The organism is Bradyrhizobium genosp. A (genome assembly GCF_049949275.1).
GTDB lineage: Bacteria > Pseudomonadota > Alphaproteobacteria > Rhizobiales > Xanthobacteraceae > Bradyrhizobium.
Window position 1 is genome coordinate 6,393,555 of sequence record NZ_CP188196.1, and the last position, 13,532, is coordinate 6,407,086.

The following is a 13,532-nucleotide window of genomic DNA, read 5'->3' on the forward strand; positions in this document are numbered from 1 at the left end:
GTAAACATTGGCGAATGCAGTTAATGGGACGGCCGCCGACGATATGTCACATAGGAGAAGTCGGCACTGTCGTCGGGGCCGGCCGGATGGCGGACGCGGCTCGTTTCGTCCCACAATGCCTTGTCGATCGTAAAATGCGTGTCGCCGTCGGGCCGCGCATGCACTTCCGTGATCTCGAGGCGGTCGGCGCGATCGAGCCATTGCCGGTAGATTTCTGCGCCGCCGATCACGGCGATTTCAGCGGCTGAACGCCGCAGGGCATCACCAACCGCAACCGCGCCCGCATCCGCTGCCGAGGTCGTGACGATGGCCCCGGCGGCGCGGTAGTCCGCATCGCGCGTGATCACGATGTTGGTGCGGCCCGGCAGCGGCCGGCGCCCGGGCAGGGATTCGAACGTCTTGCGGCCCATGATCACGGGCTTGCCGATGGTGAGCGCCTTGAAGCGTGACATGTCGGATTTCAATCGCCACGGGATCGCGTTGCCGGCACCGATGACGCCGTTCTCCGCAATCGCAACGACGAAGACGATCTCCATCAGGATGCGCTCCCAGCAAGGCGCGTCAGCGCAGGACCACTGACCCGACACAGCGTCCAATCGTCCAGCATCACGGCGCCGAGCGATTTGTAAAACGCGATCGACGGCGCGTTCCAGTCGAGCACCGCCCATTGCAGGCGCGACCAGCCGTTGTCGACGCATTCCTTCGCCAGATAGACCAGCAGCGCCTTACCGAGACCTTTGCCCCGAAGCGATGGCCGCACATACAAATCTTCGAGATAGATGCCGTGGCGGCCGCTGAAGGTCGAGAAATTCAGGAACCACGCCGCAAAACCGACCGGCTCGCCGTTCCACTCGGCAATCGCACAAAACAGACGCGGATCGTCGCCGAACAGCGCGTCCGCAATGTCAGCCTCGGTCGCCTCGACCTCATGCGAGAGCTTTTCGTACGCGGCGAGCTCGCGGACGAAATCGAGAACGAGCCCGGCTTCGCCTCGACGCGCGCGTCGAATGCTGAGCGACATCGGTGCTAGACCGCGACTTCCGCCTTGATATGCGGATGCGGATCGTAGCCGACGAGCTCGAAATCCTCGTAGCGGAAGGAGAAGATGTCCTTCACGTCAGGATTAATCCGCATCAGCGGCAGCGCACGCGGCGCACGCGAGAGCTGCAGCCGCGCCTGCTCCAGATGGTTGGAATAGAGATGGGTGTCGCCGAACGAATGCACGAAGTCGCCGGGCTTCAGACCCGTGACCTGCGCCACCATCATGGTGAGCAGCGCGTAGGAGGCGATGTTGAAGGGCACGCCGAGGAACACGTCGGCCGAGCGCTGATAGAGCTGGCACGACAGCTTGCCGTTGGCGACGTAGAACTGGAACAGGCAGTGACAGGGCGGCAGCGCCATCTTGTCGACTTCTGCCGGATTCCAAGCCGAGACGATCAGGCGGCGCGAGTCCGGATTGCGCTTGATCATGTCGACGACGTCAGCGATCTGGTCGATGCTGCGGCCGTCCGGCGCCGGCCAGGAGCGCCATTGATGGCCGTAGACCGGGCCAAGATCGCCATTGGCGTCGGCCCATTCGTCCCAGATGGTAACGCCGTTGTCGCGCAGATATTTGATGTTGGTGTCGCCCTTCAGGAACCACAACAGCTCATGCACGATCGCCTTCAGCGGCAGCCGCTTGGTGGTCAGCATCGGGAAGCCGGCGGACAGATTGAAGCGCATCTGATGACCGAACACCGACAGCGTGCCGGTACCGGTCCGATCGGTCTTCTCGGCGCCGTCTGAAAGAATCCGCTCGAGCAGGTCCTGATACTGGTGCATGTGCCAAAAACCCTTTGGAAGACGGCAACCTATGGGAGGACGGCGAATTTAACGGCCGGCCCCGTGCTGCGACAGCCCGCGATTCGCCGCCCACATAGATTATACCCGGAAAAGTGAGGGTTGCTGGCGCAAACGGCAAGGGGCGGAACTCGCGTCCCGCCCCTCGCCTATCGGCTTGATTATACTGGCCAAGCAGCCAGCGTGCGCAACCGCTCCCGCGGCTCAGTTCTCGGATTCCGTGAACACCTCGTCGCGCTTGGCCCGCAGCATGGGCAACAGCGTGAGCACCAGCAGGAACGCCGCAATCGCGAGTAGCACGGCCGACAGCGGACGCGTCAGGAACACGCTCCAGTCGCCGCGCGAGATCAGCAGTGCGCGGCGCAGGTTCTCTTCCATCAGCGGTCCGAGCACCATGCCGAGCAGCAGCGGCGCCGGCTCGAAATCGTGCTTGATCAGCCAGTAGCCGACGAGACCGAACACGCCCGCGAGGATGACGTCGACCGGCGCGTTGTTCACCGAGTAGATGCCGATCGCGCAGAAGATCACGATCGAGGGGAACATCAGCCGGTACGGCACGCGCAGCAGACGGACCCAGATGCCGACCAGCGGCAGGTTGATGATGATCAGCATCAGATTGCCGATCCACATCGAGGCGATCATGCCCCAGACCAGATCAGGCTGCTTCTGCATCACCTGCGGGCCCGGCACGATGCCATGAATGGTCATCGCGCCCACCATCAGCGCCATCACCGCGTTCGGCGGGATGCCGAGGGTGAGCAGCGGGATGAAGGAGGTCTGCGCGGCCGCGTTGTTGGCGCTTTCAGGCGCCGCCACGCCCTCGATCGCGCCGCGCCCGAACCGCGACGGGTTCTTGGCAAGCTTTTTCTCGAGCGTATAGGCCGCAAACGACGCGATCACCGCGCCGCCACCCGGCAGGATGCCCAGGATCGAGCCGAGCACAGTGCCGCGCAGGATCGCCGGCGTCGAGTCGATCAGGTCTTTCCTGGTCGGCATCAGGCCGGTGATCTTCTGCTGCACGAGATCGCGGTTCATCTCGGCGCCGGCGTCGAGATTGCGGATGATCTCGGCAAAGCCGAACACGCCCATCGCCACCGTGGCGAAGCCAAGACCGTCGGCAAGCTCCGGAATGTTGAAGGCCATGCGCGAGGCGCCGGTCTCGATGTCCGAGCCGACCATCGACAACAGCAGGCCGAACACGATCATCGCGATCGCCTTCAGCACCGAGCCCTTGGCCAGCACGACGGCGAAGATCAGGCCGAGCACCATCAGCGAGAAGTACTCAGCCGGACCGAATGCAAGCGCGAGCTTGGTCAGTGGCGCGCCGAGCACGGCGATGAGCACGGTGGAGACGCAGCCGGCGAAGAACGAGCCGATCGCGGCAATCGCCAGCGCCGGGCCGGCGCGACCCTGCTTGGCCATCTGGTGGCCATCGATGGCGGTGACCACCGATGTCGCTTCACCTGGTATGTTGACGAGGATCGAGGTGGTCGAGCCGCCATATTGGGCGCCGTAGTAGATGCCGGCGAGCATGATCAGCGCGCCGACCGGCGGCAGTCCGAAGGTGATCGGCAGCAGCATCGCGACGGTCGCAATAGTGCCGATGCCCGGCAGCACGCCGACCAGCGTGCCGACGAGCGCGCCGATCAGGCACATCAGAAGGTTGATCGGAGAAAGCGCAACGACAAAACCGTGAGCGAGGTTTGCAAAGATATCCATTACAGCCTCACTGGACCAGGAAGCGCGGGAACATCGGCATCGGCAGCCCGAGCACGTAGGGGAAGAGAAGTGCGCAGCCGAGCGTCAGGCAGGCGCCGACGATGATCGCTTCGATCCAGCGCGTCTCATGCGTGCCCATCGCCGCGATCAGGAAGCTCGTGAACGCCGAAACCACGACCCCAAGCGGCCGGATCGCCAGGGCGAAGAAGACGATCGAGACCATCACGAACAGCGGGCCGCGCCAGGAATAATGCGCCATCGCCGGTCCATCGGACAACAATCCCGTCAATGCGATGCCGGCGCCAAGCGCCACAAGGAGCCCGGCAAACATCCGCGGCGCGGTGCCTGCGCCGAAGGAGAAGCCGCGCATCCCCTGCAAATCGCTGGAGGCCCACAGCGCGAACAGGGCGAGCGCCATCAGAACGATCCCGCCGACATAGTCCTGTGCCGATCTGATCGTCATGAAGACCGTGAGGATCGCCACCGCAAACAGCGGATAGGAATAGATCAGCGCCAGCAGCACATCGGATGACGCCTTCTTGGTGTCACCGCCGATCGATCCGATCAGCGCAGCGGGTGCGCCCGCAACGAGCGCCGTGGCGTGGCTGATCAGGACCGTGGCCGGACCGCGCCCGGCACCCCAGCCGAAGATCGTCCCGGTCGACCAGATGAATTCGAAGATCTGCGGCGCGAGCGCCAGCAGGCAGAAGCCGATTGCCACCGATGTGTTTCTTGTGGCTGTCGCCGCCGAGTGGCCCATTGTATCGGCCATGCATGTCTCCTCCGCGACCTGTTAAGTCACGAGCACTGTTGTTCTAATCGGCTGGAAGGGATCCCCGGCCCGGATCATTGCCTAGCGATTTTCATCACACAATGCCAGCAAAACCCAACAGCCCGCCTGCGAGCAGAAGCCACAGCGGATTGACGCGCGAGACGGAGGCGATCACCGCAACCGCCGCGGTCAGAAGCAGCGCGGCAATGGTTCGATCGGTCGACTGTGCCAGGATCAGGGCACTCGCCGCCATCAAGCCGATCGACAGCGGAACCAATGCAGCCTGAATCAGCCCGGGCCAGCGCGATTGGCTTGGCCGGTTCAAGAGCCGGCTGACAAAATAGGCAAGCAGCGCCGTCGGCAGGCACATCGCCAGCGTCGCCGCCAGCGCGCCGGGAATGCCGGCAACGGCATAGCCGATTAACGTGACGATAAGCACGTTGGGACCCGGCGAGAACTGCGCAATCGCATAGGCATCCGCGAACTGCTTGTCCGTCATCCAGTGATGCACATCGACAGCGATGCGGTGCATCTCGGGCACTGCGGCCGCCGCGCCGCCGACCGCGAACAAGGACATTAGACCAAAAGTGGAGATCAGCGCCCAGACCGGGTTCTCGCTGCTCATGCTGCTGCATTCCGTCGCATCAAATATGTGATGCCGATGCTGAGCGGGATCGCGACCAGCAGCACCGCCTGCAACGGCCAGCGAAACACGCCGATGGCCGTGAACACGCCGATCATCAGGACGAGCACGGCAACGTCTATCCGCTTGAGCAGCGGCGTCATCATGCGAAACACCACCGCGATCAGGAGACCGACCGCCGCGCAGGAGATGCCCGCGAGGATACGACGCAGCACCTCCACATCGCCGAACCGGGCGTAGATGATCGCGAGCGCGGTCATGATCAGCGTCGGCGGCAGCAACAGCCCGGTGAAGGCGGCAACGCCGCCGGTGATTCCGCGCAGCCGCGACCCGAACACCATCGACAGGTTGACGATGTTGGGTCCCGGCAGGAAATGGCAGAGCGCAAAGGTCTCGTTGAACTCATCTGCGGTCATCCAGCGGTGCTGGTCGACGATGGCGTGTCGGGCAAATACCAAAACCCCACCGAAACCGGCCAGCGACATCCGGGCAAACGCCAGGAACAGCGCGGCAAGTCCGGGCGGAGGAGCGTGTTTGGCCGGGATATCCGGCCCCTGATCCTGCCCTTGATCCGGCTCTTGGGCGGCCGGTGCTGAATCCGTGGACATGTCAGGAGCTTAGAACGCTGTCGGCGGTTCGGCCAAGATCATTGGGACGACCATCAGGAACCTATCCAAAGGGAACCTGGTCAAGGCCGCTCGAAACACCTGTCATTTGAAACCTTTGCCCCCTATATTGGGGGTGCCGGTTCGCCGGCTATGGAAATAAACGGTCGTCGCAATAAACCATTCGGACCCGGGGGCGGTACCCGGCGCCTCCACCAAAGCTCATCGTTCGGCGGGCTTGGCCCACTGACACATGAGCTTCGGCGGGGGCGAAATAGGATCGACGAGGGCGTAAAGGGCGAACTTTTTCCCGGTATTGTTCCGCCGTTATCGGGCTACTGCAATAGTTGCCAACGACAACTTTGCTCCGGTTGCTCAGGCTGCGTAACGCAGTTTGAAAGACCATCTTAAAGTCCTAACGGGTTAAGCTCCGTTAGGCGGGGTTCGGAGGCACCTGGCAACAGAAGCCTCCACTTACCTCTGATTTCCTTCCCGGCGGGGACTCCTGCTGACCCGTCAGGCGCGGTACTATTGCGGCTTGGCGAGTCGGACCGGCAGGGCCCGTCTCCTGGAATGCAACAGGACCACCATGGCGACCGATCATATCCGATACGATGTGCTGACCCGCGACGCGCTGCGCGGCGTGCTGCGCAAGGTGCTGACCGACGCCGCGTCCCATGGACTGCCGGGCGAGCACCACTTCTTCATTACCTTCGTGTCGAAGGCCGAGGGCGTGAGGATCTCGCCACGACTGCTGGCGCAGTATCCGGAAGAGATGACGATCATCCTCCAGCACCAGTTCTGGGACCTGACCGTGCTCGAGGACCGTTTCGAGGTCGGCCTGTCCTTTGGCGGGATTCCGGAGCGCCTGATCGTGCCGTTCAGCGCCATCAAGAGCTTCCTCGATCCCTCGGTGAAATTCGGCCTCCAGTTCGACACGTCCGACGTCGCCGAGGTGGCGGGCGAGAATTTGCCGGCGACCCCGGCCCCATCAGCCGTTGCGGTGCCCGCGCCGGCCACTGAAGCCGTGGAGACCGCGGAAGAGCCGACCCCGCCGAACCAGGGCGGCGCCGAAGTCGTGCGGCTCGATCGTTTCCGCAAGAAATGATCTAGGTTGGCCGCGAGACCATCGCGCCCGGCCAAACTCCCTATATAGAAGAGCACATAAGGAGGCCGCGCGGCGTTTCGCGCGGCAGAATGGATGTGCTCATGGCCAAAGCTGCCCGCGCGAAAACCGCCCGCCCCGCGACCCGCATCGAGACCGACAGTTTTGGTCCGATCGAGGTCCCCGCCGATCGCTATTGGGGGGCGCAGACCGAACGCTCGCGCCAGAATTTTCGCATCGGCATCGACCGCATGCCGATCTCGCTGGTGCATGCGCTCGGCATCGTCAAGCTTGCTGCCGCACAGTCCAATCTCGAGCTCGGCCTGCTCGACAAGCGCCGCGCCAACGCCATCATCCGCGCCGCACGCGAGGTGATCGAAGGCAAGCTCGACGATCATTTCCCGCTGGTGGTGTGGCAGACCGGCTCGGGCACCCAGAGCAACATGAATCTCAACGAGGTCATCGCCAACCGCGCCAACGAGCTGCTCGGCGGCGAGCTCGGCAGCAAGAAGCCGGTGCATCCCAACGACCACGTCAATATGAGCCAGTCATCGAACGACTCTTTCCCGACCGCGATGCACATTGCGGCCGCAAGCCGCGTCACCGCCGATCTCGTCCCCGCCCTCGGCGAGCTGCACCGCGCGCTGCGCAAGAAGGAGAAGGAGTTCGCCAAGATCGTGAAGATCGGCCGCACCCACACCCAGGATGCGACGCCGCTGACGCTCGGCCAGGAATTTTCGGGCTATGCCGCGCAAGTCGAGAGCGGCATCGCGCGGCTCAAGGTCGCGGTGAAGGATCTCTATCCGCTGGCGCAGGGCGGCACCGCCGTCGGCACCGGCCTCAATTCCAAGCCGCGCTTTGCAAAGCTGTTCGCAAAGCACGTCGCCGGGATCACCAAACTGCCCTTCACCAGCGCCGCCAACAAATTCGAGGCGCTGGCCTCGAACGACGCCTATGTGCTGGCGCACGGCGCCATCAATTCCGTCGCGACAGGCCTGTTCAAGATCGCCAACGACATCCGCCTGCTCGGATCGGGCCCGCGTTCGGGCCTCGGCGAATTGATCCTGCCGGAGAACGAGCCGGGCTCGTCGATCATGCCGGGCAAAGTCAATCCGACGCAGTGCGAGGCGATGACCATGGTGTGCTGCCAGGTGTTCGGCAATCACACCGCGATCACCTTCGCCGGCAGCCAGGGCCATTTCGAGCTCAACGTCTACAAGCCCGTGCTCGCCTACAACATGCTGCACTCGATCCGCCTGATGGCGGACGCTGCGCGCTCCTTCACCGAACATTGCGTCAGCGGCATCCGCGCCGACGAGAAGCACATCAAGGAGTTGATGGAGCGTTCGCTGATGCTGGTGACCGCGCTCGCGCCGAAGATCGGCTACGACAACGCAGCCAAGGTGGCCAAGACCGCGCATGCCAACGGCACCACGCTGAAGGAGGAGGCGCTGCGGCTCGGCTTCGTCTCGGCCGACGAATTCGACCGCCTGGTGCAGCCGGAGAAGATGACGAGGCCCGGCTGATTCCGAATTCCGATAGTCATCCGTAATGATACGGAGCCCCAAGGCTCATAAATATAAGGCTAAACGGACAGGATTTGATTACCGTCAATGCGGCAACGGGGACGCGTGCTACGCAAGCGGCCTCTGCCCTTGACGGGGCGAAATTCATCGTTTGATGGCCGACAGGCCGATTGACGAGGACAAGCGAATGGCGATCAAGTCTCATGGGGCGCAGTGCGGCGCCCGGTTTCTGAATGTTTCATCCTGTCTGTGGAGGATTGGGTGATGGAGACGCGGCATGGGGAACGTCATCAACCTGAATCGTTTCAGGAAGCGCGCAGAGCGGGAAGCCTCGGCGAAGCAGGCGGACGCCAACCGAACGAAGTTCGGCCGCACGAAGGCGGAGCGATCGGCGGAGGAGAAGCAGGCGGACCAGGCGAAGGCGCATCTGGACCAGCACCAGATCGATCGCGAGGAGCAGCCATGAAGTCGCCCGTCGTGAAGCGTTCGATCGTGGTCGCCGGTCACAAGACCAGCGTCAGCCTGGAAGAGGCGTTCTGGAACGGCATGAAGGAGATCTCGAGCCTGCGCAACATGACGCTGTCCGAGCTCGTCGGCGAGATCGACGGCGGCCGCCAGCAGGGCAATCTGTCCTCGGCGATCCGCCTGTTCGTGCTCGACTACTTCAAGAGCCGGGCCATGGCCGCCCAGCCGGAGAAGGTCTCGGCCCAGTAGTGCCGAGGCGCGCTGCCCACGGCTTCGTGATCCGCACTTTAAAATCCCTCTAAGGTGCAGTTTCCACGGGCGTGCGCGCTTGACCTCCCTGCCCTGCGTTGAAAATACAGGGCATGACCGATACCCATGATACGCGCCGCGAGATGCCGCTGGGCCTGGCCCAGCGCGGCTATACCGGCGTCATTCAGCACCTCTCCGCCAAGGACGCGAGCTCGGCTCTGTCCGACATCGAGCTTGAGAGCCGGCTGATCGAGCTCGGCTTCGTCGAGGGCGCCCGGGTCGAGGTCCTGCACGAAGGGCTGGTCGGGCGCGACCCGATCGCCGTGCGCGTCGACAACATCACCATCGCGGTGCGCCGCCGCGAAGCCATGGCCATCATCGTCGCCTGAGATTGCGACCGGACATCGGATCCCATGGAATTACCTCTTCTGCATCTCGCCCTGGTGGGCACGCCAAACAGCGGCAAGACGTCGCTGTTCAATGCCCTGACCGGCAGCCGGCAGAAGGTGGCGAACTATCCGGGCGTCACCGTCGAGCGCAAGGAAGGTTTTTTCGTCACCCCGCTCGGACGCCAGGTCTCCGTCGTCGACCTGCCTGGCACCTATTCGCTGCGCGGCCGCAGCCCGGACGAGGAGATCACCCGCGACTTCGTGCTCGGCAAGGCCTCCGGCGAGACCGTGCCCGATCTCGTGCTGTGCGTGGCCGACTCCACCAATCTGCGCCTGACCATCCGCCTGCTGCTGGAGCTCAAGCGCACCGGCCGGCCGATGATCCTCGTGCTCAACATGTTCGACATCGCGAGCCGCCGCGGCATCTCGGTCGACGTCGAACGGCTCGCCAAGGAGCTCGGCGTGCCCGTGGTCACCTCGATCGCGGTGCGCAAGGGCGGCACCGCCGACCTCTTGGCGCTGACCGACGAGATCTCGGCCAAGCTCGCCGCAGAGCCTGCGGAGAACACCTGGCGCGCGCTTAGCGTCTCCGAATTGCGCGCGACCCAGCGCGAGGCCGATCGCATCATCTCGGACTGCGTCAGCCTGCCGAGCCGGCCCGACACCTGGACCGCGCGGATCGATGCGATCGTGCTGCATCCGGTCGGCGGCCTCATCGTGCTCGCGCTCATCCTGTTCGTGATGTTCCAGGCGGTGTTCGCCTGGGCGCAGCCGCTGATGAAGCTGCTCCAATCGGGCTTCGATGGGCTCGGCGACTTCGTCCACGCCACCCTGCCCGGCGGCCTCTTGCAGAGCTTCCTTCAGAACGGCGTGATCTCGGGTGTCGGCAGCGTCATCGTGTTCCTGCCGCAGATCATCATCATCTTCCTGTTCATCCTGCTCTTGGAAGATTTCGGCTACATGGCGCGCGCGGCGTTCCTGATGGACCGCATCATGGGCGGCGCCGGCCTGCATGGCCGCGCCTTCATTCCGCTGCTGTCGAGCTTTGCCTGTGCCATCCCCGGCATCATGGCAACGCGCGTGATCGACAACAAGCGCGACCGGCTGACCACGATCCTGATCGCGCCGCTGATGACCTGCTCGGCGCGCATCCCCGTCTACACGCTGATCATCTCCGCCTTCATTCCAGCCAAGGACGTCTGGGGCTTCATCAACCTGCAGGGCCTCGTGATGTTCGGCCTCTACGCCACCGGCATCGTCAGCGCGCTCGCCGTTTCGTTCCTGATCAAGTTCCTCATGCTGCGCGACTATGCGCCGGCGCCCTTCATGCTGGAGCTGCCGGACTACAAGATGCCACGCGCGAAATCGATCGCGCTCGGCGTCTACACACGGGCCAAGATGTTCCTCCACCGCGCCGGCACCACGATCTTCTCGATGATGGTGCTGATCTGGTTTCTGGCCTCGTTCCCGCAGCCGCCGGCGGGCGCGACCGAGCCCGCCATCGACTTCAGCCTCGCCGCGATGATCGGCAAGGCGATCGAGCCGCTGCTCGCACCCGTCGGCTTCAACTGGCAGATCGCGGTCGCGCTGATCCCGGGCATGGCGGCGCGCGAGGTTGCTGTCGCAGCACTCGGCACCGTCTACGCGATCGAAGGCGGCAAGGAAGCGGCCGAGCAGATCGGCCAGGTGCTGGCAACGAAATGGTCGCTCGCCACCGCGCTGGCGATGCTCGCCTGGTACATCTTCGCCCCACAATGCGCCTCGACGCTTGCCGTGATCCGACGCGAGACCGGAAGCTGGGGCTGGATGGCGGCGACCTTCGCCTACATGCTGGTGCTGGCCTATGCGGCGAGCCTTCTGACCTACAACGTCGCGGTGGCGCTAGGGGCCGGCTAGCCTCTCTCAAAACCAAAACTGCGAAAACAACCCCATGCACAGTAGACGGGGGTTGTCCGGGCGATGACCGGTCACGGCCGCGAAGCCGTTGGCGTATCAGACGAAACGGCACGTCAGATGGGTCGAGCGAAAGCGAACCCATCATGGTCTCCGAGAGTGCCGAGACGTGATGGGTTTCATTGCGCTCGACCCATCCTACGAGTCACACGCCGCTTGACCCGTCGGGCAAAACACTGGCACAATGGCATCATCGGAAATTCCGCAGCGGCCGGCTCTTCCCCGCACAGGTTCCTCGGTGCGGCGCACTTGGAAGCGGCGATCTGGTTTCATGGACTGCTTTAGCACCCAGCGGCTGACCGCCGAGAAACTGCGCGAGGATCATCTCGCAGACCTCGTCGCGCTGCATCTCGATGCCGAGGTGTCGCGCTATCTCGGCGCCGTACGATCGGCCGAGGTGACGAAGGCCTATCTCGCGACCAACATGGCGCATTGGGATCAGCACGGTTTTGGGCTGTGGGCGCTGCGAACGAAGGACGGCGCGTTCGCCGGACGTGCGGGCATCCGGCACATCCTCGTGGACTGCATCGACGAGATCGAGATTGCCTACACGTCCGGCGCGACACGCGTGTTCCAGTCGCGCAGAATGCAACACGCGTTTTTGGCTTTCTCACGATGGAGGCCCTGAAACCTGAACGTCCATTCAAGAAAGTTTCTCGTCAGTTCCTGCAACAGGCCACGGCGGCAGAAGTTGACCTCCGACACGGAGAAGGAGGAGGAACAGATGAGAAAGCTGACTTACGCTCTTGCGGCGGTCGCGACGCTCGCAATCGGTGCCCCCACCATCGCCAATGCGGCTGGCGTCGGCTTCTATGTCGGCGGCGACAGCTATGATTATGGCCCCCGCGCGCGCATCTACGAGCATGACCGAGGCTGGCATCATGGCTGGTACCACCGTGATCGCGATTACGATCGCGGCGTCGTGATCCGTCGCCATCACTGGGACGATGATTAATTCGTGTCAGTGACGCGAAACAAGGAGGCCTCGCTTCGGCGAGGCCTTTTTGCATCGGATGCAGAACACCCGTCAGTTCCGCCGGCGACGGTGCGAGACGCCTCACGGCTCCAGCGTGTAGGTGCGCCCGGGTTCAAGCACGTAGATGGTCAGGAAGCGGAGCGGTCGGTCCGGGTCGCAATTGCGAAAGTGCGTGTGCGGAAGATCGGCCCGATCCTGCAACGTCTCGCCCGCGCGATATTGTCTCGGCTCGTCGCTGCCATAAGCCGACTCGGCAACGCCTTCGACGATGTAGATCGCGCCTGCAACGGGATGCCGGTGAAGCGGAGCGACGCCGCCGGGCGGATAGGTGACCTCGACCACCATGAGCTCCTGATTGCCGGGCAACGGAAGACGTTCGAGAACCTTGCGTGTGACACCGGCGAAACCGGATTGCTGAGTGTTTGCGTGAGTGTCGGGACGTTCAGCCATGGGGCATCCTTTTTGTTCGATCGCGGAATTGTATCAGCCCCGTAGGGTGGGCAAAGCGAAGCGTGCCCACCATGCATTGCGACAACCGTGGATCGATGGTGGGCACGGCGCAAGCGCGCCTTTGCCCACCCTACGGGCTACGGACTACCCCTCGCCCGGCCACGCGACCATCGCCGCCTCGGCCGCACCTTTCAGTTCCGCCGGCGTGGCGCCGTCCTTGGCCTGGATGGCCATGCCCTGGAAGACGCTGAGATAGAACCGGCTCAGCGCATCGACGTCGATCGCAGCGGGCAGCTCGCCGTTGGCGACGGCGGCCTCCAACCGCGCGCGCAGATTGCCAAGCATGTCGAGCCGCACTTTCCGGACCATTCGGGCGATGGTCGGCGGCCATTCGTCGCCGATGGCGCCCAGCACGGCCATGCAGCCGGCCGGCGACATCCGGGATTTCGGCAAGGTCTCGGCGGCGGCGATCAGCAAATTCGCGATGCCGGCACGCGCGGTTGCGCCTCCCGCAAGCCTGTTCCAGACCGGCTGCCCGTGGATCGCGACGTAATGCTCGATCGCCGCCAGATAGAGCGCCTCCTTGCTTTCGAAGGCCGCATAGAGGCTCGGCGAGCGGACGCCCATGGCGTCGCACAGATCGTTCATCGAGGCGCTCGCATAACCTTTGCGCCAGAACAGCAGCATCGCCGCCTCCAGCGCCGCCTCGCGATCAAATTCCCGTGGCCGTCCTGCCATGTCGTCTCTTTGGCGTCTCTTTCTGTAGCGATCAACACATAATTCACTTGACGGGGCCGATCAAGATCCCAGATATTCTGTGTCGATCGTTACAAAATAGGAG

General features: G+C 63.7%; 16 protein-coding genes, 1 other RNA gene and 1 pseudogene. 9 read left to right on the plus strand and 9 right to left on the minus strand.

Annotated features, from left to right (window positions below; translation table 11 throughout):
* Positions 1-20: 20 nt before the first annotated feature.
* The 7 genes from ACP2YP_RS30000 to ACP2YP_RS30030 all read right to left on the minus strand — a co-directional run bounded on the left by ACP2YP_RS30000 (position 21) and on the right by ACP2YP_RS30030 (position 5,581).
* Positions 21-536: a dihydrofolate reductase gene (locus ACP2YP_RS30000; protein ID WP_426419837.1), complete on the minus strand. Its 516-nt coding sequence runs from the start codon at positions 534-536 to the stop codon at positions 21-23.
* Positions 536-1,021, minus strand: a complete 486-nt coding sequence (locus ACP2YP_RS30005; protein WP_426419838.1) for an N-acetyltransferase family protein — start codon at positions 1,019-1,021, stop codon at positions 536-538. Before ACP2YP_RS30005 ends, ACP2YP_RS30000 begins: the two co-directional genes overlap by 1 nt.
* Positions 1,022-1,026: 5 nt before the next feature.
* The gene (locus tag ACP2YP_RS30010; protein ID WP_426419839.1) at positions 1,027-1,821 is read right to left on the minus strand and encodes a thymidylate synthase; all 795 of its coding nucleotides are present in this window, start codon (positions 1,819-1,821) and stop codon (positions 1,027-1,029) included.
* Positions 1,822-2,043: 222 nt separating this feature from the next.
* Positions 2,044-3,558, minus strand: coding sequence for a tripartite tricarboxylate transporter permease (locus tag ACP2YP_RS30015; RefSeq protein WP_426419840.1), 1,515 nt, complete (start codon positions 3,556-3,558; stop codon positions 2,044-2,046).
* Positions 3,559-3,565: 7 nt separating this feature from the next.
* Positions 3,566-4,330 carry a tripartite tricarboxylate transporter TctB family protein gene (locus tag ACP2YP_RS30020; protein WP_426419841.1) on the minus strand — a complete coding sequence of 255 codons (765 nt, stop codon included), beginning with the start codon at positions 4,328-4,330 and terminating at the stop codon, positions 3,566-3,568.
* Positions 4,331-4,424: 94 nt separating this feature from the next.
* Complete coding sequence (locus ACP2YP_RS30025) at positions 4,425-4,955, minus strand: chromate transporter (protein ID WP_426419842.1); 531 nt, start codon at positions 4,953-4,955, stop codon at positions 4,425-4,427.
* Positions 4,952-5,581 carry a chromate transporter gene (locus ACP2YP_RS30030; protein ID WP_426419843.1) on the minus strand — a complete coding sequence of 210 codons (630 nt, stop codon included), beginning with the start codon at positions 5,579-5,581 and terminating at the stop codon, positions 4,952-4,954. The genes ACP2YP_RS30025 and ACP2YP_RS30030 overlap by 4 nt, the downstream gene beginning before the upstream one ends.
* Before the next feature lie 96 nt (positions 5,582-5,677).
* Here ACP2YP_RS30030 and ssrA point away from each other — a divergent pair.
* The 9 genes and pseudogenes from ssrA (at position 5,678) to ACP2YP_RS30075 (ending at position 12,220) form a co-directional block, all read left to right on the plus strand.
* Positions 5,678-6,053: a transfer-messenger RNA gene (gene ssrA / locus ACP2YP_RS30035) on the plus strand.
* A gap of 114 nt (positions 6,054-6,167) precedes the next feature.
* The gene (locus ACP2YP_RS30040; RefSeq protein ID WP_426419844.1) at positions 6,168-6,686 is read left to right on the plus strand and encodes an SspB family protein; all 519 of its coding nucleotides are present in this window, start codon (positions 6,168-6,170) and stop codon (positions 6,684-6,686) included.
* Positions 6,687-6,775: 89 nt separating this feature from the next.
* On the plus strand, positions 6,776-8,209 hold the full coding sequence (gene fumC, locus ACP2YP_RS30045; protein WP_426419845.1) for a class II fumarate hydratase: 1,434 nt from the start codon (positions 6,776-6,778) through the stop codon (positions 8,207-8,209).
* A gap of 277 nt (positions 8,210-8,486) precedes the next feature.
* On the plus strand, positions 8,487-8,675 hold the full coding sequence (locus ACP2YP_RS30050; protein WP_426419846.1) for a DUF4169 family protein: 189 nt from the start codon (positions 8,487-8,489) through the stop codon (positions 8,673-8,675).
* Positions 8,672-8,923 carry a ribbon-helix-helix domain-containing protein gene (locus ACP2YP_RS30055; protein WP_200469321.1) on the plus strand — a complete coding sequence of 84 codons (252 nt, stop codon included), beginning with the start codon at positions 8,672-8,674 and terminating at the stop codon, positions 8,921-8,923. Before ACP2YP_RS30050 ends, ACP2YP_RS30055 begins: the two co-directional genes overlap by 4 nt.
* Positions 8,924-9,036: 113 nt before the next feature.
* Positions 9,037-9,312 (plus strand): FeoA family protein, encoded by a 276-nt coding sequence (locus ACP2YP_RS30060; protein ID WP_148775844.1) that lies wholly within the window; start codon positions 9,037-9,039, stop codon positions 9,310-9,312.
* Between the two features lie 24 nt (positions 9,313-9,336).
* The gene (feoB, locus tag ACP2YP_RS30065) at positions 9,337-11,208 is read left to right on the plus strand and encodes a ferrous iron transporter B (RefSeq protein WP_426419847.1); all 1,872 of its coding nucleotides are present in this window, start codon (positions 9,337-9,339) and stop codon (positions 11,206-11,208) included.
* Between the two features lie 328 nt (positions 11,209-11,536).
* Positions 11,537-11,815, plus strand: a pseudogene (locus ACP2YP_RS30070) (GNAT family N-acetyltransferase); the annotation flags it as partial.
* Between the two features lie 174 nt (positions 11,816-11,989).
* Positions 11,990-12,220, plus strand: a complete 231-nt coding sequence (locus tag ACP2YP_RS30075; protein ID WP_426419848.1) for a hypothetical protein — start codon at positions 11,990-11,992, stop codon at positions 12,218-12,220.
* A 102-nt stretch (positions 12,221-12,322) separates the two neighbouring features.
* Here ACP2YP_RS30075 and ACP2YP_RS30080 read toward each other — a convergent pair whose 3' ends face one another.
* Both ACP2YP_RS30080 and ACP2YP_RS30085 read right to left on the minus strand, forming a co-directional pair.
* Positions 12,323-12,691: a cupin domain-containing protein gene (locus ACP2YP_RS30080; protein WP_426419849.1), complete on the minus strand. Its 369-nt coding sequence runs from the start codon at positions 12,689-12,691 to the stop codon at positions 12,323-12,325.
* 144 nt (positions 12,692-12,835) lie between these two features.
* Entirely contained in the window at positions 12,836-13,429 is a 594-nt protein-coding gene (locus ACP2YP_RS30085; protein WP_426419850.1) for a TetR/AcrR family transcriptional regulator, read from the minus strand.
* Between the last annotated feature and the right edge of the window lie 103 nt (positions 13,430-13,532).